Annotated in this window: 24 protein-coding genes; 13 read left to right on the top strand and 11 right to left on the bottom strand. The window is 37.1% G+C overall.

All coding sequences use genetic code 11. The features are described 5' to 3' along the window. The first annotated feature begins 48 nt into the window (after positions 1 to 48). Positions 49 to 1,197: an MFS transporter gene (locus B5440_RS13895; protein ID WP_070054396.1), complete on the top strand. Its 1,149-nt coding sequence runs from the start codon at positions 49 to 51 to the stop codon at positions 1,195 to 1,197. A gap of 20 nt (positions 1,198 to 1,217) precedes the next feature. Here B5440_RS13895 and B5440_RS13890 read toward each other — a convergent pair whose 3' ends face one another. From B5440_RS13890 to B5440_RS13880, 3 genes are read right to left on the bottom strand one after another with little or no spacing between them, the layout of a single operon-like run. Continuing rightward, on the bottom strand, positions 1,218 to 1,811 hold the full coding sequence (locus tag B5440_RS13890; protein ID WP_070054395.1) for a hypothetical protein: 594 nt from the start codon (positions 1,809 to 1,811) through the stop codon (positions 1,218 to 1,220). 47 nt (positions 1,812 to 1,858) lie between these two features. Beyond that, on the bottom strand, positions 1,859 to 4,408 hold the full coding sequence (locus B5440_RS13885; protein ID WP_232756021.1) for an ABC transporter permease: 2,550 nt from the start codon (positions 4,406 to 4,408) through the stop codon (positions 1,859 to 1,861). Further along, a complete protein-coding gene (locus B5440_RS13880) occupies positions 4,408 to 5,094 on the bottom strand; it encodes an ABC transporter ATP-binding protein (protein WP_070054394.1) in 687 nt (228 codons plus the stop codon). The genes B5440_RS13885 and B5440_RS13880 overlap by 1 nt, the downstream gene beginning before the upstream one ends. A gap of 73 nt (positions 5,095 to 5,167) precedes the next feature. On the opposite strand from B5440_RS13880, the gene B5440_RS13875 reads away from it, so the two are divergent. Further along, positions 5,168 to 5,860, top strand: a complete 693-nt coding sequence (locus B5440_RS13875) for an arylesterase (RefSeq protein WP_070054393.1) — start codon at positions 5,168 to 5,170, stop codon at positions 5,858 to 5,860. Between the two features lie 181 nt (positions 5,861 to 6,041). Here B5440_RS13875 and B5440_RS13870 read toward each other — a convergent pair whose 3' ends face one another. Together B5440_RS13870 and B5440_RS13865 are read right to left on the bottom strand one after the other, a co-directional pair. Further along, positions 6,042 to 6,473: a hypothetical protein gene (locus B5440_RS13870; protein WP_070054392.1), complete on the bottom strand. Its 432-nt coding sequence runs from the start codon at positions 6,471 to 6,473 to the stop codon at positions 6,042 to 6,044. Beyond that, positions 6,474 to 7,025 carry a hypothetical protein gene (locus tag B5440_RS13865; RefSeq protein ID WP_070054391.1) on the bottom strand — a complete coding sequence of 184 codons (552 nt, stop codon included), beginning with the start codon at positions 7,023 to 7,025 and terminating at the stop codon, positions 6,474 to 6,476. It abuts the gene before it with no gap. A gap of 208 nt (positions 7,026 to 7,233) precedes the next feature. Between B5440_RS13865 and dinB the strand changes: the two genes are divergently transcribed. Continuing rightward, positions 7,234 to 8,451, top strand: a complete 1,218-nt coding sequence (dinB, locus tag B5440_RS13860) for a DNA polymerase IV (protein ID WP_070054390.1) — start codon at positions 7,234 to 7,236, stop codon at positions 8,449 to 8,451. Further along, complete coding sequence (locus B5440_RS13855; RefSeq protein WP_079711162.1) at positions 8,448 to 11,420, top strand: DNA polymerase III subunit alpha; 2,973 nt, start codon at positions 8,448 to 8,450, stop codon at positions 11,418 to 11,420. Before dinB ends, B5440_RS13855 begins: the two co-directional genes overlap by 4 nt. A 219-nt stretch (positions 11,421 to 11,639) precedes the next feature. Here B5440_RS13855 and B5440_RS13850 read toward each other — a convergent pair whose 3' ends face one another. Together B5440_RS13850 and B5440_RS13845 are read right to left on the bottom strand one after the other, a co-directional pair. Next, positions 11,640 to 12,587, bottom strand: a complete 948-nt coding sequence (locus tag B5440_RS13850) for a phosphoribosylaminoimidazolesuccinocarboxamide synthase (RefSeq protein WP_070054389.1) — start codon at positions 12,585 to 12,587, stop codon at positions 11,640 to 11,642. Positions 12,588 to 12,733: 146 nt separating this feature from the next. Next, entirely contained in the window at positions 12,734 to 13,687 is a 954-nt protein-coding gene (locus tag B5440_RS13845; RefSeq protein WP_070054388.1) for a PhoH family protein, read from the bottom strand. A 219-nt stretch (positions 13,688 to 13,906) separates the two neighbouring features. Here B5440_RS13845 and B5440_RS13840 point away from each other — a divergent pair, with 219 nt between their 5' ends. The 5 genes from B5440_RS13840 (at position 13,907) to dnaN (ending at position 18,927) form a co-directional block, all read left to right on the top strand. Further along, positions 13,907 to 14,746: an SAM hydrolase/SAM-dependent halogenase family protein gene (locus B5440_RS13840; protein ID WP_070054387.1), complete on the top strand. Its 840-nt coding sequence runs from the start codon at positions 13,907 to 13,909 to the stop codon at positions 14,744 to 14,746. After that, complete coding sequence (locus B5440_RS13835) at positions 14,743 to 15,036, top strand: putative quinol monooxygenase (RefSeq protein WP_070054386.1); 294 nt, start codon at positions 14,743 to 14,745, stop codon at positions 15,034 to 15,036. Before B5440_RS13840 ends, B5440_RS13835 begins: the two co-directional genes overlap by 4 nt. A gap of 161 nt (positions 15,037 to 15,197) precedes the next feature. Then, positions 15,198 to 15,935, top strand: coding sequence for a gliding motility-associated ABC transporter permease subunit GldF (gldF, locus tag B5440_RS15765; RefSeq protein ID WP_070054385.1), 738 nt, complete (start codon positions 15,198 to 15,200; stop codon positions 15,933 to 15,935). Positions 15,936 to 15,938: 3 nt separating this feature from the next. Continuing rightward, entirely contained in the window at positions 15,939 to 17,609 is a 1,671-nt protein-coding gene (gldG, locus tag B5440_RS13825) for a gliding motility-associated ABC transporter substrate-binding protein GldG (RefSeq protein WP_070054384.1), read from the top strand. Between the two features lie 199 nt (positions 17,610 to 17,808). Then, positions 17,809 to 18,927, top strand: a complete 1,119-nt coding sequence (dnaN, locus tag B5440_RS13820; protein WP_057481476.1) for a DNA polymerase III subunit beta — start codon at positions 17,809 to 17,811, stop codon at positions 18,925 to 18,927. Between the two features lie 175 nt (positions 18,928 to 19,102). Here the strand turns inward: dnaN and B5440_RS13815 are convergent, their stop codons facing one another. Continuing rightward, complete coding sequence (locus tag B5440_RS13815) at positions 19,103 to 19,441, bottom strand: DUF4870 domain-containing protein (RefSeq protein ID WP_070054383.1); 339 nt, start codon at positions 19,439 to 19,441, stop codon at positions 19,103 to 19,105. 218 nt (positions 19,442 to 19,659) lie between these two features. On the opposite strand from B5440_RS13815, the gene mnmE reads away from it, so the two are divergent. After that, positions 19,660 to 21,063, top strand: a complete 1,404-nt coding sequence (gene mnmE / locus B5440_RS13810) for a tRNA uridine-5-carboxymethylaminomethyl(34) synthesis GTPase MnmE (RefSeq protein ID WP_070054417.1) — start codon at positions 19,660 to 19,662, stop codon at positions 21,061 to 21,063. A 44-nt stretch (positions 21,064 to 21,107) separates the two neighbouring features. On the opposite strand, the gene B5440_RS13805 is transcribed toward mnmE, so the two are convergent. Next, complete coding sequence (locus B5440_RS13805; protein WP_070054382.1) at positions 21,108 to 21,305, bottom strand: helix-turn-helix transcriptional regulator; 198 nt, start codon at positions 21,303 to 21,305, stop codon at positions 21,108 to 21,110. Next, positions 21,302 to 21,694 (bottom strand): hypothetical protein, encoded by a 393-nt coding sequence (locus tag B5440_RS13800; RefSeq protein ID WP_070054381.1) that lies wholly within the window; start codon positions 21,692 to 21,694, stop codon positions 21,302 to 21,304. Before B5440_RS13800 ends, B5440_RS13805 begins: the two co-directional genes overlap by 4 nt. Before the next feature lie 165 nt (positions 21,695 to 21,859). On the opposite strand from B5440_RS13800, the gene B5440_RS13795 reads away from it, so the two are divergent. The 3 genes from B5440_RS13795 to B5440_RS13780 all read left to right on the top strand — a co-directional run bounded on the left by B5440_RS13795 (position 21,860) and on the right by B5440_RS13780 (position 23,942). Beyond that, complete coding sequence (locus B5440_RS13795; RefSeq protein ID WP_070054380.1) at positions 21,860 to 22,312, top strand: DUF4440 domain-containing protein; 453 nt, start codon at positions 21,860 to 21,862, stop codon at positions 22,310 to 22,312. A 581-nt stretch (positions 22,313 to 22,893) separates the two neighbouring features. Continuing rightward, a complete protein-coding gene (locus tag B5440_RS13785; protein ID WP_070054378.1) occupies positions 22,894 to 23,526 on the top strand; it encodes a hypothetical protein in 633 nt (210 codons plus the stop codon). A gap of 77 nt (positions 23,527 to 23,603) precedes the next feature. Then, positions 23,604 to 23,942: a hypothetical protein gene (locus B5440_RS13780; protein WP_079711160.1), complete on the top strand. Its 339-nt coding sequence runs from the start codon at positions 23,604 to 23,606 to the stop codon at positions 23,940 to 23,942. Between the two features lie 57 nt (positions 23,943 to 23,999). Here B5440_RS13780 and B5440_RS13775 read toward each other — a convergent pair. Beyond that, the coding region (locus B5440_RS13775; protein WP_143533316.1) for a DDE-type integrase/transposase/recombinase at positions 24,000 to 24,418 on the bottom strand (419 nt) is incomplete at its 5' end.

The following is a 24,418-nucleotide window of genomic DNA, read 5'->3' as shown; positions in this document are numbered from 1 at the left end:
TTACTGAATTAGTAATTCTCAATTTTATTGATCTGAAAGTTTTGAAGAATGAAGACTGAAACGCAACAAAGAATTGCTTTAAGCACCTACTTTTTCTTATCGGGGTTTTGCTTTTCTACCTGGGCTTCGCGAATTCCCAACATCAAAATAGCTTTTGATCTCAACGAAGCAGAGTTGGGAAACTTGCTGATGGTAATGCCTATAAGTTCTCTTATAGGACTTCCGGTTTCAGGCTGGTTGGTTTCCCGTTTTGAAAGTAGACATCCTCTAATCGTCTCCTTTATACTTTTAGCTGTTTCCTTAAGCCTTATTGGACTAGCCGATAATCTTATCTTACTTATAGTAGGGATCTTTTCTTTCGCTTTTTCTATGCGAATTTTCAATATCGCAATGAATACCCAATCCATAACATTACAAAAAGCCTTTAAAAGAAAGATTATTGGTTCTTTTCACGGTCTTTGGAGTACCGGCGGCCTTCTGGGGGTGGCACTTTCTACCTTACTCGTAAAATTAAATATTCCTATTTACCAACATCTGCCGGCGGTAGCTATTTTCACTCTTATTCTAGCCTTTGCCGCTTTTTCATTTTTACTGAAAAAAGATCGTTCTAACCAGGGAAATAAACTTAGGCTTGGAAAACCAGATAAACCTACTATGTATCTTGGTTTTATAGTTTTTCTTGCCGCAATTACCGAAGGCGGGATGTTTGATTGGAGTGGTGTTTATTTTAAAGAAGTGGTAAATGAAGATGTTTTTACGCTGGGATACTTGATCTTTATGGTTTTTATGGCCCTTTCCCGTTTCTTTTCAGATAGAATTGTGGAAAGAATAGGAATGGAAAGAAATTACATTATAAGTGCCTCCCTGGTGTGTTTAGGTGTTTTACTTATGATTGTGTTTCCTTATTTCTGGCCGGCAATAATCGGGTGTTGTTTAGTAGGCATTGGAGTGGCGGCTGTAATTCCCATGACCTTTCTTCTCGCGGGTTCTTCAACAAAATATTCCCCGGGAATGGCCATTTCTATAATTACTACCTACGCTATTGTAGGAATGCTTTTAGGGCCGCCACTTATTGGATACCTAGCCCATATTTTTAATTTAAAAATATCTTTTATACTCTTTTTTACTTCAGCATTAATGCTAATCCCTATTTCGCAGCTTTTCTTTAAACAGAAAAAAGAGAATATTCAGGAATAACTTTTTTCAATAAAAAATGGCTAATTTTTATCAGCCGGAGTAATCATAATATGTGCGCGGTGTGTGCCTGGATCCATAAGCCAGGGCATTCCGGGAGTATGTGGCTTGTCGGGTAGTCCTGTTTCCTCTGTGGTGGCATAGGGCATATAAATTACGTAACGTAACTTTGCATCTTTAAGCTCGCCAGTTTCACGATTTAAGTTTTCTTCTTTTCCTGAAAGAATATAGGTCATACTAGGTGCATCGGGCATTTTTAGTTTTCCGCTTTCTACTTCCTGTTTACGAACTGCGCGGGTTTCCATCATATCTTTGCCTTCAGCTTTTAATTCCCTTCCGCGAGACATAAAAGGCTCAAGTTTTTTATTATAACAACTTACCGAAATACCATTCATACCAGGGTCGTCAGCAATGCAAACCAGGTTATTGGTACCTTCTTTTAGTAGAACTACTTTCCCATTTTTATCATAGCCATAAACTGTCACGGCATCTCTATCTTCTTCGGGCGCAGCCATGCTTGCCATTTTTATCTGGGTTTCTTCATAAATAAACTCTTCCTGTGCTATTCCGCTAAAACTAAAAGCCAGAATCATTAAACTATAAATTGCATTTTTCATTTTAAATTGATTTTAATTCGTAATCCTTTTAGATAAAGTTACTTATTTTATGTCACTTCTTTTCTTAGAACTTCTAATGGTGGTTTTCTAATTACACTTAAACTATTGCTTAGTCCAATAATTAGCACTAACAGCACAATTGCCGGGAATAAAACTAAAAATGGAATTAATGATGGGGTAAACGGCGATTCAAAAACCAACCAGGCGAGTAACTGACTGCTTATTAATGATAATAAAACGCCAGAAAGACCTCCAAGCACTCCTAAATAAATATATTCTAAAGCGTTAATATTTAATATTTGTTTGCCTTTTGCACCCAGTGTGCGCAGTAAAACGCTTTCCCTGATTCGCTGGTATTTACTGGTTCTTATGGCGCCTAAAAGCACAATAACTCCTGTGAGAATGCTGAAAAAAGCCATAAAATTAATGATCCAGGAAATTCTGCCTAGAATATCTTCTATAACGCTTAGCACCTGCCGAAGATCTATGATAGAAACATTGGGAAATTCTTTAACCAGTTCCTGCTGTAATTTAGCCGACTTTCCTTCTCCCGGAACTTTAGTTGTTAATACGTGAAATTGTGGGGCGTCCTCTAATACACCTTTTGGGAATACCAGAGAGAAGTTCAACTGCATTCGTGACCAGTCAACTGTTCTAACACTGCCAACAACCGTATTTAGCAAAACACCCTGCACATTGAAGATCAACTCATCTCCAACACCAACTTTAGCATCTTCCGCAAAATTATTACTTATAGAAATCGGCACGGGATTAATATCACCCGCTTCAGCCGTCCATTCTCCACTTTCAATACTTTCAGAAGCAATTAAAGAATCACGGTATGTAACGCGGAATTCGTGGTTTAAAACCCATCCGTTAATTTGGGAAGTGGTGTCTTTTCTTATTTCAATAACCGGTTTGCCTGCTATGTTTTGTACTCGCATGGTCACAATAGGAATATTGTCCAGAACCGGTAAATCGTTAGTTTTTATAGTTTTAGCTACAGCTTCCTGCTGGTCACTTTGCACATCTAAAAGAATCATATTAGGGCTATTAGCCTGGGATTCTATAGAAGCCTGGGCCAGTAAAAGGTCTTTACTAAAATATAACGTACTTATTAAAAAAGTGCCCACTCCAATAGCCAGCACAAGGGTTAGTGTTTGATTTTGCGGCCTAAAGAGATTTAGCAAACTTTGCCTTGCAACAAATTCCCAGTTGTGCGGGAAATATTTCCGTAGCGCTTGCATAAACAAATAAGCTACTCCCGCCAGGATAGAGAAAGTGACTATAATTCCACCTACAAATGCCAGGGAATATCTCCAGTCTTCTAATAACCAAAGCGAAAACAAAAAGATGAATAGAAAGATGCCTGCCGAAACCAGGATAATTGCCTTTCGCGATTTTTTTGTTTCTTCTTTTATTACTCGTAATGCTTGTAGGGGAGAGATATAAAGCGTCCCGATTAAAGGGTAAAGAGCAAATAAAACCGACATTAAAATACCCAGTAAAATTCCCATAAAAATTACCGGTAAGGAAAAATTGATCTGTACATCTACCGGGAGTAAACCTTCCAAAAGCCAGGGGAATAATTGCTGAAGTATCAAGCCAAGGGCGGTTCCTATAATGCCTCCAATTAAGCCCATAAACGCTACCTGGATAAGGTAGATTAGAAAAGTTTGTTTTTTACTGGCGCCCAAACATTTTAAAACTGCTATGGCACGTAATTTCTCTTTAATATAAATATGAATGGCACTAGCAATACCAACACAACCAAGAAGCAGCGCAATAAAAGCCACCAGGTTAAGAAATTTACCGAAATTTTCGTATCGTCTTCCCAGCCTGTCGCTGGTAGAGGTATGGGTATCTAAATCGGCGTCTTCAGTATCAAGAATGGGATCCAGAGTTTCATCCAGTTTTTCCATATCGGTATTGGAGGGCGCCGTAAAATAGAATTCATAATCTATGCGGCTTCCGGTTTGTACAAGACCAGATTCTTCAATAAATCTATATGGAATAAGTACCGGTGGTGCTATCGAACTAAATATAGCGGTGCTACCAGGTACTTCATTCAAAGCGCCGGCAATTGGTAAAGTGACTTTTCCGATCTTGATGCTATCTCCCGGTTTTATTCCTAATTGAAGCATTACGGTTGCATCAACCAAAGCAGCTCCTTCTTCCTGATACCTTTTTGCAGCATTTGCAGGCTGAGTTCCTAATTCCCCGTAAAAAGGAAACCCGCCTTCAATTCCTCTTACCTGCATTAATTTTGTGGCTTGGCTTTGAGGAAAAGCAGCCATAGAGGCAAATTTGATTTCCCGGGCTTCAGCACCGCCCAGTGAATCCATAATTTGCATTACGCGTTCATTGGGAGCATCGTCGCTGTCTATTTTATAATCTGCGCCCATTAAGGCTTTAGACTGCAGTGAGATATTGTCTTTTAAATTTTCTCCAAAAGATTGAATAGAAACTACCGCGGCGATTCCCAGCACGATAGAAGCCATAAAAAGCGTTAGCTTCTTGCCACTGGCTTTTCCGTCACGCCACGCCATTTTAAAGAGCCAGGAGAAGCCCGGTTTAAAAGTTTTGTTACTGCTCATTATACGTGCTTTTCCTGGTTTTCAACAATTCGACCGCCTTTGAGTCTAAGAATATGCTGAGTTTTTTCGGCTAGTTCAAGATCGTGGGTAACGATAATTAGCGTAGTTCCTGCTTCCTTATTTAGATCAAAAAGTAATTGTTCTACTTTCTCACCGGTTTCGGTATCGAGGTTTCCGGTAGGTTCATCTGCAAATAAAACTGAAGGTCGGGTAGAAAAAGCACGGGCTAAAGCAACTCTTTGTTGTTCTCCACCAGAAAGTTGGGAAGGATAATGATGAATACGATTTCCCAATCCTACTTTTGTCAATAATTCTTTTCCTATTTTAGAAGCATCTTGGTTGCCTTGCAGTTCTAGTGGCACGGCCACATTTTCTAAAGCCGTAAGCGTAGGTAGTAATTGAAAATCCTGGAATACAAATCCAATATGTTTATTACGAAGAAGAGCTCTTTTGTCTTCTCCTAGCGTGCTCAGTTCGCTTCCGCATAAATTAATAGAACCGGAATCGGGCCTGTCTAATCCGGCACAAAGTCCAAGAAGGGTTGTTTTTCCACTTCCCGAAGGTCCCACAATAGCAAAGGTTTTTTGTTCCTCAACTTCAAAGTTGATATCCTGTAATACTTTTAGTTTTTTGGATCCGCTGGAATAGCTTTTCTCCAGGTTGCGAACGTTTAATATCTTTGCCATCTTATAACTTGCTTAATGTCTTTTTTGAATTAAGGCAAAATAAGCAAATCATTTGATTATAAACCCTGTTGCTATGAGAAACTTAGTCTGCTATTGTGTGATTTTTTCAGTATTTATAATGTTTTCCTGCGGAGAAAATGCCGTAAAGAAATCAGAGAAAAATAACACTGAAGAAGCTCAAACTGAAACCGAAACTCAGGAGAGTGAAAAAGACGTGATTCTTTTCTTCGGAAATAGTCTTACTGCAGGAATGGGTTTAGATCCTTCTGAAGCTTTTCCGGCTCTTATTCAAAATAGGTTGGATTCTTTGGATTACGATTATGAAGTGATAAACGCCGGATTAAGTGGGGAAACCACCGCCAGTGGAAAAAACAGGATCAACTGGGTTTTAAACCAGGATGTAGATGTTTTTGTTTTAGAACTTGGAGCCAATGATGGTTTACGCGGAATTCCTTTAGAGGAAACCAGGAAGAATCTTCAGGATATTATTAACACTGTAAAGGAGAAAAATCCTGATACTAAAATAGTCCTGGCCGGAATGCAAATTCCTCCAAATATGGGAGAAGAATATACCACCGAATTCAGAAATATTTTCCCTGAACTTGCCGAAGAAAACAATGTGGAACTCATTCCTTTTCTTCTTGAAGGTGTTGCGGGAGATCCCGAATTAAACCAGCAAGACGGTATTCATCCAACCGCCGAAGGTTATGAAATTGTAGCCGACAATGTGTGGAGTGTTTTGGAAGATGTGGTAGAGAAGGAGTAGTATTTATTTCAGTTTTTTAACAATTACAGATTCTTCCCTTATTAAGGGGAGGTGGCCGTAGGCCGGAGGGGTACTTTATTAGAATTATATGTTATTTCACATCTGCCAGGGTTCTCAACCATCTCTTTCTTCAGCTAAGCCGAATTCATTCCCTTCTTGCTGGAACCCAAGTTGTAAAAACTTATTTCTTCTTTCGGGAAGGTCTATAATTTTTAATTTTCTTCAGCTTTTCACTTTTTGAAATCACCGCCAGGCTCAAAGAAACCAATACAGAAATAGCTGCCGTAGTACCCAAAGCACCACCATAACCTTTAAAAAACGGACTCGCATTTAGGTAGATAATAGAAAAGATAAACCCCGAAAAACCGACCAATAAATAGCTGGAAAGTATTTTGGAGGAGACCATTCCTATAAAAGTGGCTCCAATAAAAACAATAGGAATGTTTTTGGTTAAATACAGACTAAAGATTTCCGGAAAGAAATAGAAAAATAAGCCCACCAAAAGCGAAAGACCTGCTGAAGCACGAACAGCACCCTGACCATATTTGTTATTCACAATATATGTGAGCAAGGCAGAAATAATCCCGGTGAGAAAAAGAATACTGGTTTCCATCTAAAAGAGGGTATATAAAATTATTGAAGAAATCGCAATACTGGTAAAAGCGATAGTTCCAAGTTTGCCACCAAAGCCGTTAAAAATGTTTTTAGAGAGAATAAGAATACTACCCGCTATAAATTCCGCGAATAAAATAAACTTTAGATTGGGCGCTACATTAGCCGATGTCATTCCTACAAAAGCTCCGCAATAAACGGCTGGCGGCAACTCTTTTAAAAGTTTTGATTTTTTATTTATTGAAGGCACAAAAGAAGCCAGTGTTCCTATAAATCCTGCGGCGATCACCGGGCCTAATTTGAGTCCGGTGTTTATGTAGAAAGTAGTTATTGCTCCGGTTACTGCAAATAAAATAAGATAAAAGTCTTTTATAAAAAAACGTTCTTCTTCCCGGGGTGCTTTAAAATAGGCGATGCTTACCAATACCGAAATTACCCCGATAAAAATTAGCACCAGCGGTGCATTCATTTTATCAAAAAATATGGCCAGGAGAAATGTAAACTGCACCAGGATTAGAATAAAGAAAGATAATCTTCTGAATATTTTAGTCATACCTAGACTTGTGGGCTATTTTTTAAGTCGCCAAAATTACTAAAACTATAAGGTTTAGGCTATTGAATTTTCAAGGAATCAATAGGACTCATTTTCTAGAATAATCAAGCTAAAAATTCTTTTCAAAATTTAACGAAGCAGAATTATTTTGAGCTCAGATATTTTATAAATTTGGAAAATATCCTATAAAAAGGAAATAATCCAAATAATGAAGAATAAGTCTATTTTACATCTGGATCTCGATGCATTTTTTGTTTCGGTAGAACGTAAACAAAATTCTGAATTGAATGGTAAACCGCTTATTGTAGGTGGAATGGGCGATCGTGGGGTGGTGGCGGCCTGTAGTTATGAAACGCGAAAGTTTGGAGTACACTCGGGGATGGCGATGAAAGTAGCCCGGCAGCTTTGTCCGCAGGCTACCGTAATTAAAGGGAATGCCAGTACTTACACCCAACATTCGAAAGAAGTTACAGAAATTATTAAAAGCCAGGTGCCCAGTTTTGAAAAAGCCAGTGTAGACGAGTTTTATGCCGATTTGAGTGGGATGGATAAATTTTTCGGGATCAATCAATTTGCCAGTGAGCTAAGACAAACTATTATAAAAGAAAGTGGATTGCCAATTTCTTTCGGCTTATCACAAAATAAGGTGGTTTCCAAGATCGCTACGGGAGAAGCCAAGCCCAATGCCGAAATTGTAATTCCGCATGGAAATGAGAAAATTTTTCTTGCACCATTAAGCGTGAATAAGATCCCGATGGTGGGAAATAAAACTTTTCAAAAGTTATTGAGTTTAGGTGTTAGGGAAATAAAAACCATACAGGAAATGCCGGTGGAAATGTTGGAAAGCGTTTTAGGAAAAGCCGGACGAACTATTTGGAAACGTGCTAACGGTCTGGACGATACACCAATTATCCCTTATCACGAAAGAAAATCTATTTCTACCGAACGCACTTTTGGGCGAGATACTATAGATATGGTACGCCTGCACGCCACTTTGGTAGCGATGGCAGAGAGCCTGGCTTACCAGTTACGGCGAGGCAATAAACTTACCAGCGTGGTAAGTGTAAAGATCAGGTATTCAGATTATCAGACGCATTCGAAGCAGGTGAAAATTTCCTACACCAGCGCCGATCATATTCTGATTCCTAAAGTCGAAATGCTGTTTAAGCAACTTTATTCGCGTAGGTTATTGATTAGGTTAATCGGTGTGAAATTCAGCGGGTTTGTAGGTGGAAATTACCAAATTAACCTGTTTGATGATTCTGAAGAAATGCTGAATTTATATAATTCTATAGATAAAATTAAGGAGCGTTTCGGAGAACACAGTGTGATGCGCGCGGTAACCATGGGCACAAAAACCATTGGCCGAATGGGAAATCCGTTTAACGGCGAACCGCCAATTGTGTTGGCGCATAGAAAACAATGATTTATTTAAACTGTCATACCTGGTATTCGCTGCGCTACGGAACTTTTTCGGTAGAAAAACTCTGTGAACTCGCCCGGGAATTTAAAGTTGAAGCTTTAGCGCTTACCGATATTAATAATACTTCGGCCTGCCTTAATTTTATAAAAATCGCTTCAGAATATGGTATAAAACCAATTGTGGGAATCGATTTTAGAAATGGAGCAGAACAGCAATGTATTGGGATCGCTAAAAACAATGAAGGTTTCAGGCAGTTAAACGAGCATTTATCGCAGCAACTTCATTCAAAGAAAGATTTTAAACCTGAAGCTCCCGAACTACCTGATTGTTTTATTATTTATCCTTTTGAAAAAGTAGTAGCGCACAAAAAGACGAATTTCAAAAGCAATGAATTCATTGGAGTTTCAGTAGAAAGTCTGCGGAAGCTTAAATTCTCAAAATACCTTGAATTTAAAGATAAGCTGGTATTGCAACAAAGCGTGAGTTTTAGGAATAAGCGTGACTATAACGCGCACCGGTTGTTGCGGGCCATAGACAATAATGTTTTACTTAGCCAGCTTCCGGAAAGCGAGCAGGGTTCTTTTTCTCACCAGATGATAGCTTCAGAAATTATCACTTCAGAATTTGAAGATTTCTCCTATATTTTAGAGAACACACAGGAATTGGTAAATGCCTGCCGGGTAGATTTCAAATTCGGAAAAACCCAAAATCGAAATTTATTGGTTTCAGGTGAAAGCCCTGAAGCTGATGTTGACCGTCTAAGAAAATTATGTGAGGATAACCTGCCAAAACGTTATCCTGATGCAAATGAAAAAGTTTTAGAGCGGGTAGAAAAAGAACTGAATGCCATCATAAAACTTGGGTTCGTTTCCTATTTTTTAATTAATTATGACATTGTGAGTTATGCCCGGTCGCAGAATTTTCCGTTTATAGGGCGGGGGAGTGGTGCCAATTCTATTATTGCTTACATTATTGGAATTACCAATGTAGATCCCGTTGAGCTAGATCTTTATTTTGAACGCTTTATTAATGAAAGTCGAAGTTCTCCCCCCGATTTTGATATCGATTTCTCCTGGAAAGATCGTAACGAAGTAACCGATTTTATTTTTAGAAAATACGAGTTTACCGCTTTAATGGGAACTTACGTAACTTTTAAACGTCGCGCGGTTGCCCGGGAGCTGGGGAAGGTTTTTGGTTTGCCTAAAGAAAATATCGATAAACTTTCAGCAGGATTTTTTAGTATAAATGAGCTGGATCAATTGGAAAAATTGGTGTTACGTTATAGCGGTTTAATTGAAGGTTTTCCCAATTATTTGAGCGTACATTCCGGCGGAATCCTAATTTTAAATGACAGCGTTTATAATTATGCCGCCACTTTTTTACCGCCTAAAGGTTTCGAAACGATCCAGATAGATATGAATATTGCGGAAGAAGTTGGGATTCATAAATTCGATATTCTTGCCCAACGCGGACTTTCAAAGATCACCGATGCCATTGAAATTATTAAGGAAAATCAGCCAGATGCTGAAATTGAGGATATTGAAAATATTGCTGTTTTTAAGGAAGATCCACAAATTAATGAGTTACTGAAAACCGGGGATTGTATGGGTGTCTTTTACGTAGAATCTCCTGCAATGCGTGGCCTGCTCACCAAACTACAAACCGATAATTATTTGAATCTCGTAGCTGCAAGTTCTATAATTAGACCCGGCATTTCCAGTGGCGGGATGAAAGAAGAATATATAAAGCGACATCGTGATCCCGCAAGAAGAAAGCAGGGCCATCCAGTAATGCTTGAAATTATGGATGATACTTACGGGATTATGGTCTATCAGGAGGATGTGATGAAAGTGGCCCATAAGTTCGCCGGACTTAGTTTTGAAGATGCCGATGTATTACGGCGGGGAATGAGTGGCAAGAAAACTTCGAAAGGTCAGATGCAGCGTATTGAAGCTAAATTCAGGGAGAATTGCAAGCAAAAAGGCTATAATGAAAAGATTATTGATGAGGTTTGGGAGCAAATTTCCTCTTTTGCCGGGTATGCATTTCCAAAGGGCCATTCGGCTTCTTATGCGGTAGAAAGCTACCAGAGTTTATATTTAAAGAAATATTTTCCGCTGGAATTTATGGTGGCTGCGCTTAATAATGGCGGCGGATTTTATGATGTAGAAACTTATATTCAGGAAATTAGAAAATGCGGTGGGAGAGTGCATCCGCCCTGTATCAATAAAAGCGATCATCCAAATAGTATCTTTGGAAAAGATATTTACCTGGGATTGGGCTATGTCAAAGAATTAGAAACTAAAACCGTTCAGGAAATCCTGGAAAACCGGCAGTTTTTTGGTGTTTTTAAGTCGTTTGATGATTTTATAGATCGAGTTTCTATTTCTATAGAACAACTAAGTATTTTGCTGAAAATAGATGCTTTTAGATTCACACAAACAGATAAACATCATTTATTATGGAAAGCTCATTTTAAACTGAATGCTTCCAAACCGTTAGCTACACAGGAAAAGTTATTTAATACCGCTCACCGGGATTTTGAACTTCCGCAGTTTCAATATTCAGCATTGATAGAAGCATTTGACCAGATGGAATTATTGGGTTTTCCGCTTTGTTCCCATTTTAAATTGCTTAAAAATCCTATTGAAAAATCAGCACGAGCAAAAGATTTAAAACATTATGTTGGAAAGGAAATATTGATCTATGGCGCCCTGATTACCGCTAAAAAAACGGGCACTTCTAATGGGAAATATATGTATTTCGGGACTTTTTTTGATGTTGAGGGCGATGTTTTCGATACAGTACAATTCCCCGCTACCGCAGAAGAATATCCGTTGCGTAGCAAAGGAATTTATAAATGCTACGGCAAGGTAAATAATGAGCTGGATTATATTTCTATTAGCATAAAATGGCTGCAACGCCAGGACACCCTAACTGATCCCCGGTTGGTTGGCTATCAGTTTTCGTAGGGATTAACCTAAACGTCATCCTGAACCTTTTCAGGGTCTAACATGATTTGATTATCATTTAATTAGATCCTGAAACGAGTTCAGGATGACGAGAGTTAGGTCATGCTGAATTTATTTCAGCATCTAGTGTGAATTTAACAATTTTATGTTCGTTTAGACCCCGAAATATCCTGAGCCTTCGGGACGGGAACTATTTTACCAAACTTTCCTGCCGAAGCCTTACTTCAAATACTCCATTAAATTATTTTCAATACGGGTTTCAATACTGCTAATATCGCTTTTTACAAAAGCTTCTCCTGTGATCTTTTCGTATAATTCAATATACCGCTCAGAAACCGATTCGATATATTCATCGCTCATTTCGGGTAGAATTTGACCTTCTTTTCCCTGGAAATTATTTTCAATAAGCCATTGTCTCACAAACTCTTTAGATAATTGTTTTTGTGGTTCATCGTTATCCTGTCTTTCCCGGTAACCATCGGCATAAAAATATCGAGAAGAATCGGGAGTGTGAATTTCGTCTATCAGGACAATTTCCCCATCGGCATTTTTACCAAATTCATACTTGGTATCAACTAAAATCAATCCTCTCTTTGCTGCAATTTCGGTTCCTCGTTTAAAAAGATCTCGGGTATATTTTTCAAGAATTTCGTAATCTTCTTTAGAAACAATAGCACGTTTTAGAATTTCCTCTTTAGCAATATCTTCATCGTGATCGCCCTGTTCTGCTTTGGTTGCGGGAGTAATAATTGGCTCCGGGAATTTATCATTTTCCTTCATTCCATTAGGCATTTCTACCCCGCAAAGCATACGTTTTCCAGCTTTATATTCCCTAGCAGCGTGGCCCGCAAGATAACCGCGAATTACCATTTCAATTTTAAAAGGTTCACAAGCCTGGCCTACCGCAACATTAGGATCTGGAGTGGCTTCCAGCCAGTTGGGTACAATATCGCGTGTGGCTTCCATCATTTTTGTAGCAATTTGGTTAAGGATCTGACCTTTGTAAGGTATGCCTTTTGGCATCACCACATCAAAAGCCGAAAGCCTATCTGTTGCTACAATTACAAGTTTATTATTTTTTAAAGTATAAACATCCCGCACTTTACCTTTGTAAACATCGGTTTGGCCGGGAAAATTGAAATCGGTTTTTATAATGGTATTGTTCATTAGAATCTATTCTGAAATTTTGAAATTGAATTTTATTAAAATTGAAAAAGAATTTTACTCGATAATCGAGATTTAAATGTTCCGGGACTTGTCCCGCTATGTAAATTATTTCTTCTTAACGCTTCTTGGGTTTACCCGGAAGTAACTTATTCTGTATGTTCAATTTCTTTGTAGGCAGAAATAATCTTTTTCACCAGTCTGTGGCGAATCACATCTTTATCATCAAGGTAAATTATTCCTACGCCTTTAACTTCTTTAAGCACGAGTAAAGCTTCTTTTAAACCTGAAATCGTCCTGCGTGGTAAATCTATTTGCCCGGGATCTCCGGTAATCATAAACTTGGCACTTTTTCCCATTCGGGTAAGAAACATTTTCATTTGCGCGTGGGTGGTATTTTGAGCTTCATCCAAAATCACAAATGCATTATCTAAGGTTCGGCCACGCATAAAAGCAAGTGGTGCAATTTGAATTACTCCTTTTTCTATAAATGAATCAAGCCTTTCCTGCGGAATCATATCCCGAAGTGCATCGTAAAGCGGCTGCATATAAGGATCTAGTTTTTCCTTGAGATCGCCGGGAAGAAAACCCAGGTTTTCCCCAGCCTCAACTGCGGGACGGGTAAGTATAATTCTTCTAACCTGTTTTTCTTTTAAAGCCTTAACGGCAAGGGCAACACCGGTATAGGTTTTTCCGGTTCCCGCGGGGCCAATGGCAAATACCATATCGTTTTTGCGCATTAGCTCAACCAGTATTCTCTGGTTTGCGGTTTGGGCTTTTACCAAACGACCGCCAACCCCGTGAACCAAAACTTCGCCACTTTCGGCTGAAGTTTGATAATCTGAACTTTTCTCGCTGGTAAGCACTCTTTCAATCACATTCTCATCCAATTTGTTATACTTTCCGAAGTGATCCATGAGCATCGTAATGCGTTCATCAAATTCTTCCAGCATTTCTTCGTCCCCAAAAACTTTAATTTTATTTCCGCGAGCTACAATCTTCAGCTTGGGAAAATATTTTTTTAATAGTTCTATATGTTCATTTCCTTGCCCAAAAAATTCGCGGGGATTAATCTCTGAAAGTTCAATAACAATTTCGTTCAAAAGCTTATGGTTTTAGTTGAAAAAAGATGTTCAAAACATTTTTATTTATAGCGGTTCTTTATTTGTTGCTGCTAAGTTTTAATGCTAATTTTGACTGGCTAATTTTAAGTTTATTGCCATTGATTTTTAAATGAAAATTTAAATAAAATTATCTTTGCCTTCTATACAAACTTACATAAAATTAGCGCTTAAAAGTTAAAAAAATATCAACAATTACCTATGGCAATTATTACTTTAACTACCGATTTTGGAGAGAAAGATTACTTTGTGGGAGCGGTTAAAGGAGCTATTTATAACGAGTTGCCCGATGTGAGAATTGTTGATATTTCGCACTCGGTTTCGCCCTTTCATATTAGCGAAGCCGCTTACATTATTAAAAACGCGTATAAAAGTTTTCCAAAAGGCAGTATTCATATTATTGGTATCGATTCAGAATTTACCCCAGAGAATAAACATTTGGCTGTTTTGTTGGACGACCATTATTTTATTTGCGCCAATAATGGAATTTTATCTTTGTTGGCTTCAGAAATCAAACCCGAGAAGATTGTAGAGATCAATATTCACGAGGCTATTGAAACGAATTTTCCGGTTTTAGATGTTTTTGTGAAAGTAGCCTGCCATTTAGCGCGGGGCGGAACCCTGGAAGTGATAGGTAAGAATATTAATGAAATTAAATACCTTAAGCAGTTTGAACCTATAATAAATACAGAAAAGAACCAGATTATAGGCCTTGTTATTTATGTAGACAATTACGGAAATGTGGTAACTAATATAAGTCGGAAGCTTTTTGAGAGCGTGGGAAAAGGAAGAAATTATATAATTAGTGCAAGAATGGTTACTTTTCCAAAAATTTATGAAGCTTATTCTGACTGGATAAATTTTGATGTTGAAAAAGAGCAAAGAGGAGAAGAAGATGGTAAAAAACTTGCCTTATTCAACTCTGCCGGTTATATCGAACTTGCTATTTATAAAAGCAATCCATCTACGGTAGGTAGCGCTTCAACGCTTTTTGGCCTGGAGCACCGCGATACAATCACTATTAAATTTGACGAAAAATGATACACAGAATTGTGAAAATGGAATTTGATCCTTCAAAAGTAGAAGAATTCCTTTCTAATTTTGAAGAAAATAAAAGTAAAATAAGAGCTTTTGCAGGTTGTTATAAATTGAAATTGCTGCAAGATAAACACAATACAAATATCTTTTTTACGTATAGTGATTGGGTAGACAGCGAATCTCTAGAAAATTACCGGAATTCTGAACTTTTTAAAGGGGTTTGGGCAAAAACAAAGGTGCTTTTTAATGCTAAACCTGTAGCCTGGAGTACTAAAATAGTGGATAGTGAATAGTGAAGGGTGAAAAGTGAGGAGCGAAGGAAATGTTGTTAGAGTTTCGATTAGAAAAAAGTTACAGCAGATCAACACACCAAACCCTAAATTGTAATTAAACCTACAAACAAATCAACAACGATTATTCATAACTCACAACTGATAACCGATAACCGAAATTAATGCTGGCCATATTAAATAAGGAAATAAACTCTTTTTTTTCATCACCAATAGGTTACCTGGTTATTGGAATCTTTTTGGTGGTTTGCGGGTTGTTTCTATTTGTCTTCACTGGAGATTATAATATCCTGGATAATGGTTTTGCCGATGTAAAACCCTTCTTTAATCTTGCCCCCTGGATCTTTATTTTTCTTATTCCGGCAATTACCATGAAGAGTTTTTCTGAAGAGAAACGACAGGGTACTATGGAATTGTTGCTAACTCGTCCCATTGGTTTTAAACAACTTGTTTTAGGAAAATATTTTGGCGCCTTAATTCTGGTGCTTTTAGCTATTTTTCCAAGTATTTTATATGTAATTACTATTTATCAACTGGGAAGTCCGGTAGGGAATTTTGACCTTGGTGCGACCCTTGGCTCTTACTTTGGTTTAATTTTTCTTGGAGGCTGTTATACTGCTATTGGCATTTTTGCTTCTTCGCTTTCTCAAAATCAGATCATCGCATTTATTATCGCAGTTTTTTTATGTTTTCTAAGTTATTTCGCTTTTGAAGGATTGGGAGATTTAGACCTTTTTGGAAGTACTAATTATGGCGCAGAATATCTTGGGATCAGCTTTCATTACCAAAGTATAAGCAGAGGCGTGATAGATACGCGGGATATTATTTATTTTTTAAGTTTTATAGTTTTCTTTCTAAAACTTACGCAGTTAAGGTTAATAGCAATTCAGAAAAATTCTTAGGCTTTGAAACACCAAAACACCTATAAAAACGTTTTTCTGTGGCTTGTTGCAATTGTAGCGATCAACCTGCTGGCGGCTAACTTTTTTGAGCGCATAGACCTTACCCGAGATCAACGTTATACGCTGTCTCCTGCGGCAATGGAAATTGTTTCAGATGCTGATTCTCCCATTGTTATTGAAGTCTTTTTAGAAGGAAATTTTCCTTCAGAATTTAGAAGGCTTCGGAACGAAACCAGGCAAATGCTGGAAGAGTTTTCAGCTTATAACAGTAATATAAAATTCACTTTTACCAATCCGTTAGAAGAAAGTAAAGATGCTGAAGCTACCGCCCAGGAATTTTATAAGCAGGGAATGCCACCGGCAAGGGTAAGTGTTCAGGAGAACGGTAAGAGTTCTGAAGCTTTAGTTTTTCCATGGGCTGTAGCCACTATGGGAGACAAAAAGGTTCAAATTCCTCTATTAAAAAATAAACTGGGCGCTACCGATGAAGAACGGGTTTCCAGCTCGGTGCAGCAGTTGGAATATGTTATTGCTAATGCATTGAATAAATTAGTTTATCCACGGAAAAAGAAAATCGCGGTAATGCGTGGTAACGGGGAATTGCCTGATGCACAAATAGCTAGTTTTATAAAGACGCTTCAGGAATATTATTTTATGGCGCCGTTTACTTTAGATTCTGCTCCGATAAATCCTCAAAAAACACTTAAGCAATTAAAAGAGTACGATTTAATTATCGAGGCAAAACCTACCGAGGCTTTTACTGAAAATGAAAAGTATATTTTAGATCAATATACAATGAGCGGTGGTAAATCACTTTGGCTAACCGAAGCCGTTGCCATGGAAACCGATAGTTTGCTGAATCCTTCAGGTAAAGCTTTTGCTTTGCCGCGAGATCTTAATCTGGGCGATTTTTTCTTTTCTTATGGAATTAGGATCAACCCGGTTTTGATCAATGATATTTATTCAGCGCCCATTATTCTGGCTTCAGGGCAGGGAAATAATACACGGTTTAATCCATACCCCTGGTTTTATAGTCCGTTGACCACTTCCCCAAATGATCACCCTGTCATTAATAATATTGAAGCAGTGAAATTTGAATATGCCAATCAAATTGATACGCTTCAAAATAAGCTTGAAAAAACAATTTTATTAAGCAGTTCTCCACAAACCAGGGTAGAAGGTACGCCGCGGGAAATTAGCCTCGAGATGGTAAGCAAGGAACCGGATTTGGCTTCCTATAAAGATGGCGAGCAACCACTGGCAGTTTTATTGGAAGGAGAATTTACTTCGGTTTATAAGAACAGGATCAAGCCATTTGAAATTGAAAACTCTTTAAACCAAAGTGAAGAAACCAAAATGCTGGTAATTTCAGATGGAGATGTGATTAAAAATGATGTGCAGCACGGAAAGCCTTTAGAACTGGGGCTTGAACGCTACACGGGGGATACTTATGGAAATAAAGAATTTTTACTAAATGCAGTAAATTATATGCTGGATGACAGCGGACTTATAGATATACGCAGTAAAGAAATAAATATCGCTTTCCTGGACGATCAAAAAACGGCTGATGAACGCGAAAAATGGCAGGTGATTAATATTATTCTTCCTTTAATTATCCTGGGACTTTTCGCTTTCGGATTTAATTGTTTCAGAAAAAGGAAATACCTGAAATAGCTTTCTTAGACTTCAATTTTCAGGAAATAAAATCAACATATTAACAATTTCAAAAAGATTATACGTTGTAAGCGTCTGTTTTTTAATTATTTACTTCATATTTTTTTGTTTTTGATGTTAATAAAAACTGGCCGGCACAAGCTTTATTTTTAACAGATTAAAATATATTTGTAATGATTTCTAATTAATCACAAAGCCGATGAAATTTATTGTATCCAGCAGTTATTTGCTGAAACAGCTTCAGATATTGGGTGGGGTTATTAACAACACCAACACCCTTCCAATTTTAGACAACTTTTTATTCGATCTTAAGCAGGACGAGCTTACGGTTTCTGCCTCGGATCTTGAAACTACAATGTCTGCTAAACTTAAGGTAGAATCAGATTCCGAAGGGAAAATAGCGGTTCCTGCAAAATTGCTTTTAGACACGCTAAAAACTTTCCCGGAGCAGCCCTTAACTTTTGTTGCTGAAGATAACAACACTATAGAATTAAGCTCTAATCACGGTAAATATGCACTTGCTTATGCCGATGGCGAGGAGTTTCCAAATCCCGTGGAATTGGAAGATCCTAGCAGCACCGTTTTAGAAGGTGATATTTTGGCTACTGCGATTAGCAAAACGATTTTTGCTTCAGGAAACGACGATCTTCGTCCGGTAATGAGCGGAGTTTTCTTTCAATTTACTACTGAAGGTTTGACTTTTGTAGCAACTGATGCGCATAAATTAGTAAAGTATCAGCGTGAAGATGTTACTGCTTCACAGGCTTCAGACTTTATTATGCCGAAAAAGCCACTAAATCTTTTAAAAGGAATTTTGGCCGGTAGTGAAAGTGAAGTGCTTATAGAATACAACGATTCTAATGCGAAATTCACTTTTGATGATACGCAGTTGGTTTGTAGACTTATTGACGGAAAATATCCAAATTACGAAGCGGTAATTCCAAAAGAAAATCCGAATAAATTAACCATAGAGCGCAACCAGTTTTTGAGTTCAGTTCGTAGGGTTTCTATTTTCTCTAATAAAACTACGCACCAGGTGAGATTAAAAATTGCCGGTGCCGAATTAAATATTTCTGCAGAAGATGTAGATTACAGCAATAAGGCTGAAGAGCGTTTAACCTGTTCTTACCAGGGAGACGATATGCAAATTGGTTTCAACTCTCGTTTTCTTACTGAAATGTTGAATAATTTAACTTCCGATGAAGTTCAACTGGAAATGAGTTTACCTAACCGAGCTGGAATTTTAACTCCTGTAGATGGTTTAGACCCGGGAGAAAAAATCACGATGCTGGTTATGCCGGTTATGCTTAATAATTAAGCCCCCTTGCCCCCGAAGGGGGAAATTAAATATAAAAGCGTACCTAGTTTTAAAAATTCAAACCTCACAGGTTTTCAAAACCTGTGAGGTTTTTTTTATTCTAACTTGTAGGGGATGAAATTATAATAAAAAAGGCAGCCAATCAGCTGCCTTTTTGTTTGAAAATGTCACCAGTTTATTTTATAATTTCAATAGTTAGCGGATAATTTGGAATTTCCCCGTTGCTTACTTTAATGGCATTTATTACTGGTAAAATAAGCATAATGATAGCAATCCCAACAAGAGCGATTATCCCAAGTCCAAATAAAAAGATTAGCGGAATACATAATAAGCTGTATATAAACATACTTATTTGAAAATTGATGATCATTTTTCCATGAAAGTCCATTCCGGCAACTTTATCTTTTTGGGTAAGCCATAGGATTAACGGAACTATAAAGCCGCCAATTCCTGTAACTAAATCCAGTAACTGACTTAAGTGGGTAAGAACGAGCATTTGGTTGTCTTCTCTCATTTTTCTTTGATTGATGTGATGTCTCTTTATTAATAGACGATCTTTTTCACACGATGTTGCAAATTCTTTTGGTTCTTAAAATTAAAACCTTCTCACAAGCTACTGATTTTTTTACTCGATAATCGAGATTTAAATGCTCCGAGGCTTTTATAGAAATCAAGATATATTTTCCAATAATGCCTCTTGGGGCTTGCGCCGAGGTTGTTTATCTTTGCGCTATGAAATTAAACGATACTATTGTAGCGCTTGCCACACCATCTGGTGCAGGTGCAATTGCGATTATTAGGGTTTCCGGCCCCGAAGCATTTAATATTGTTTCACCACTTTTTAAAGCAAAGAGTAAAAAAAAGCTAAGCGAACAGCCTAGCCATACTTTGCATTTAGGAAATCTAATGGACGATGATCGTACCTTAGATGAGGTTTTAATTTCAATATTTAGAGCGCCTAAATCTTATACCGGCGAAGAAACGGTAGAAATTTCCTGTCACGGGAGTCCGTATATTCAGCAGGAGATTATACAGTTAATGATTAGAAAAGGTTGTCGCTCAGCCGAAGCCGGGGAGTTTACCATGCGAGCCTTCCTAAACGGAAAAATGGATCTTAGTCAGGCAGAAGCGGTGGCCGATCTAATTTCTTCTGAAAACCAGGCCTCTCACCAAATGGCGATGCAGCAAATGCGTGGCGGATTTTCTAATGAAATTCATAGGTTACGCCAGGAATTATTAGATTTTGCATCTTTAATTGAATTAGAATTAGACTTTTCTGAAGAAGATGTGGAGTTTGCCAATCGTGATCAATTTAAAGAATTGGTAGCCAGAATTCAACAGGTATTAAAACGTTTAATAGATTCTTTCGCTACCGGGAACGTGCTTAAAAACGGAATTCCCGTTGCAATTGTAGGTGAACCAAACGTAGGAAAATCTACTTTGTTGAATTCACTTTTAAACGAAGAACGTGCCATTGTTTCTGAAGTAGCCGGAACTACGCGAGATTCTATAGAAGACGAGATGAGTATTGGTGGCGTTGGATTTAGATTTATTGATACTGCAGGAATAAGAGAGACTGAAGATGTTGTAGAAAGCATCGGAATAAAGCGAACTTTTGAAAAAATAAGTCAGGCGCAGGTAGTTGTTTATCTTCTAAATGCAGAAAAGTTCAAAGTTCAAAGTTCAAAGTTTAAGGTTGAAATTAAAAAAATCTGCAATCAATTTCCTCAAAAACCCCTTGTTGTTATTGCAAATAAAGTAGATCAACTTACGGAAAAAGAGAAAGAGAATTTATTTGAAAATCTAAACGAACTGGAAGGCGCAAGTTTGCAGTTAATTTCTGCCAAAACAGGAGAAGGTGTAGAGGAACTAAAAAGTAAATTACTTGAATTTGTAAATACCGGTGCGCTTAGAAATAACAATACAATTGTGACCAACAGCCGTCATTACAATGCCCTTTTAAAAGCTTTAGAAGAGATAAATAAGGTAGAAGAAGGTTTGAATACTGACCTTTCGGGCGACTTATTAGCGATAGATATTCGAGAAGCTTTAGAATACTTTGGTGAGATCACTGGCCAGGTAACCAATGATGAATTATTAGGGAATATATTTTCTAATTTCTGCATCGGAAAGTAATAACTAAAACTGAATTTAAGAACCTAATCTACACTTGCCAAAATTTAGGTTTCTTCAAAATAGAAAATAGTTTCTATGGGAAGTTTAAAGAGTTTTGAAATCCTAAATGCAGTGGGTAAACTAGGATCAAACTTCTCTTTTTCTATGGCGTTAATCGTTTGCCGCGAAACACCAATAATCTCCGCTAAGTCTTCCTGTGTATAGCTATGTTCGGCTCGAAGCACTTTTAACCTATTTTTCATAAGTAGCGTCTGGTATTTATCGTGACCAAAACTAAATAACTTAAGCTTACAAATATTACTAGATTGCTTATTTCTGCATCGTAATTAATTAGGTTGGTAACATCCAGAAGAGAATACGATAGTCCCACCACAATTGCTAAACCCAGGGTTAAAGCCAGGGATTCTAAATGAATTTTACGTTGCAACTCATCTAGATTATTAAAGAATTTCCTGTTTGCAAAAATCATAAGAATACCGTGAACAAAATTTACTGAAACTGCTAAGGCCGTTAAAACGGAGTGACCATCCCAAATATATTTCGGTCCAAAGGTGGCAATTGCCATTGTGGCCACCCAACTCCAGGTCCATACGGCAAGGGTGTAAAGATTCTTTTTTCGTTCTTTTTTCATTTTAATGTAATTAAAGTTTTACTTTATGTAATGTTTACTTTACAAATATAACAAAAGAATTGAAATGTAAAGTTTTTGTTTACAAATTAAATTGATGAAGGAGAAGTAAATAACTATTCTAGTTTCATAAATTTGAAAGCACGGCTCTTAATTTAAACTATAGTTATGAAGAGAATATTTCAGTTTTTAATAATGTTTATGGGAATTACGGCGATGAGCCAGAATTCAGAATTGAACAAAGAAGATAAGATCAAAGAACTTATTTCAAACTCTTTTCAAAAGATATTTTCTGATTTGGATCCAGAGGCATTAGACACCTATTGCACTCAGGATTTTCTCCTGCTGGAGACCGGGGAGGTTTGGGATATGAAAAGGATGAGAAATTATTTAGATCGTGCCAGTGAACAAGAATCAAAAGTAGTAAGATTCAATTCTTTTGATTTTATAGAAATAAAAATTGAAGGAAAAATGGCCTGGGTGGCTTATCATAATAAAGCCGAATTTAAATCGGGAGAAGAAGTGGTAAGGGAGCTAAATTGGCTGGAAAGCGCAACCGCAATTCTCACGGAAGAAGGATGGAAGCTACAACTGCTTCATTCTACCATCGCTGAAGAATGAGAATTAACCAAACTGAACTTGCCAGGCGCTAACAATACCTCTACTAGAAATTCACGAAAATAATTAAAGAGTACCAGGGCGAACTCAGTCGAAAAAACATTTTATTGGTTTAATGTTGGTAAAATATTTCTTGCGAAATAATCAATTAAAGAAGGCTACATATTTACAACCTATCTAACCAGCTGGATTACATCTGGAACTCTTTAGAGAAAATGCAATTCTTTTAAAAAAAGATTCAATAATTTAACAATCTTTTAATTTTTTAGGGAACTTCAGAAATTTTCCTATTTTTAAAATCTCTTTGATAGATAGTTGGTTAAAGTATCTCCCTACAGACTTTTACCTAATTAATAAACCTCATAACCTCCATGCATTCGGAACAGGCAATTTATTCAGGGCAACTACTTCATTTGCAGACTCGAAAGGAACTCAATTATATTTTTTTAAAGATATGGCCTAACCAGCCCAGGATTGTAAAAGGTCAAGATGATCCGATACGATTGACTATTGGGGGAATTGATACAAAAAGCGATTGGTTTTGTAAAGCCAGGCAACGCTATATAATTAGTCAGTAAACAAGAATGAAAAAATTAATTTTGATTTTTTTGATGATATATTCCTTTGATAGTTATAGCCAGAATAAAGACTATAAATTTTACAATGAGGAAGGCTATCAAATAAGCAGGAAGGAATTTTATAATAAAAAAGAGAATTTTAAAAATTTTCCTCTTTATTTTGAGAATGATACGGTGAGATTTGGTGTGCTGTTCCACAGAGAAAAGAAAGGAGTATTAAGCGATTCCACATTTACATCATTAAAGAATTATCTGAATACCTTAAAAAGCGAGCATATTAATTCTAAGGATATAATTGTAATCAATTTCCTAACTGGAGTTCCTTTTGCTGAACAGATTAAAAAATCTAAAACTTCCTGGAATATTTTTGATAGAAACTATTTAAGAAAGTTAAATAAAATAACCGATGTTTCTCATTTTTGGATTTCTTCTTTAGAAAAGGAAAAGTTGAAATACTTCTATAGTAATAAAGTGAATTGGCAGAAGGATGAAGATAATATTATAAAAAAAATATTCTTCCCTCATGAAACTACTTATGGATATTACATTCTAATAAACCCTGAAGGTAAATATTACTATAGTTTAGGGGAATATGGAAAGTATAATGTTTGGGAAAAAACGGAAGAAATGACTAATTAAGGTTTACTGACAAAACATATTCGAAATTGTGGACATCTTAATAAAAAAGGATTATTACACTTAAGAAACTCAGGAAAATGAAAAGAATTCTATTTATTATTTACTTATCGGGAGTGACATTATTTGCTCAAAACGCAATTGAAACCAATCGAATTGATGAAAGTCAAACCGGGAAATTGTCTATTCCCACAGATGAATCTACCATTGAAGTAAGAATAAATAGTTCACTTGAAAATGAAGATTTGCGAACACTTTTTGAATTTGAAAATATAGATCAATCTGAATTTAACTTTAGTGGTGAATCAATTAAAGGTAAATTTTATGTGGTAAGAGTAAAGGAATTTCTGGACGGAGAAATTATTAATAATGAAACTTTATTTGATGAAAGAGGAACCGAATTTTTTAGAATAGACTGAAGAACCCCCATTTGTTAGGACAGCTTAGCTGTTAAATTAAGTTCTATTTTTCATTTTTTAAGCAGCTTTTCTATCTTGTTGCAAATATCGATTGATTGGTATTTCATTTTCTATTCCCTGGTGCCTTCTTCTATGGTTGTAAAAATCAAAGTAGTCCCGGAGTTGCCTGTATAAACCTACCCCGGATTCCGGAGGATTGAGATAGATGTTTTCGTATTTCACACTTCTCCATAAGCGTTCTATAAAAACATTATCGATAGCTCTTCCTTTACCATCCATACTTAACTTAATATCCCGAGAGCGTATGCTACCCGTAAAGATCTCTGAGGTAAATTGGCTGCCCTGGTCGGTATTAAAGATCTCCGGCTTCCCATGAAGACGGATAGCTTCTTCCACAGTTTCTTTGCACCAATGGGTATCCATGGAATTGGATACCGACCAGTTTAATACATAGCGGCTATGGAGATCGATAACGG

Source organism: Salegentibacter salarius (assembly GCF_900168265.1).
GTDB classification, from domain to species: Bacteria; Bacteroidota; Bacteroidia; order Flavobacteriales; family Flavobacteriaceae; genus Salegentibacter; species Salegentibacter salarius.
Note: the sequence above shows the minus strand (reverse complement) of the source record. Positions and strands in the feature narration are given on the sequence as shown.